This is a genomic window from Hungatella sp. SL.1.14, assembly GCF_024460495.1.
Lineage (GTDB): Bacteria > Bacillota > Clostridia > Lachnospirales > Lachnospiraceae > Hungatella > Hungatella hathewayi.
Map to the genome: position 1 here is coordinate 1 of NZ_JANFYJ010000195.1, position 357 is coordinate 357.

The 357-nt window shown below is 48.2% G+C and carries 1 protein-coding gene; it reads right to left on the reverse strand.

What is annotated here, in order from left to right:
- Positions 1 to 357, reverse strand: a 357-nt coding sequence (locus tag NE473_RS30640; protein ID WP_256265598.1) for a hypothetical protein, incomplete at both ends; no start/stop codon positions are given.

Here is a 357-nt window from a genome sequence, read left to right on the forward strand (position 1 = left end):
AGCTCGATCCCCCTTGCCGTGATCTCATCCATAAAGTCCATCAGGCGGACGTGATAGAGATTCTCATTCTCCTCCCAGCTGGGAATCTGGATCTTCAGCATTTTAATCTGGCGGTCACGGACGGTGATCGTAGAATTCCGGTCTATTTTTCCAAGGTTTGCGTGAACCTCACGTACGTAATCCTCCAGGATCTCCACGATCTTATCTTTCTCCTTTTCAATCATGGAGATGTCCACCTCAAGCTTTTCCATCAGGCTTTCATAGGAAGAAAGTACTGTGGTAAGCTGCCTAATCACCTGCTCTGCGCTGCCGGTAAGAAGGAGAAGCGTCTCCAGCGGCTTTTTGAAGAATTCTTCT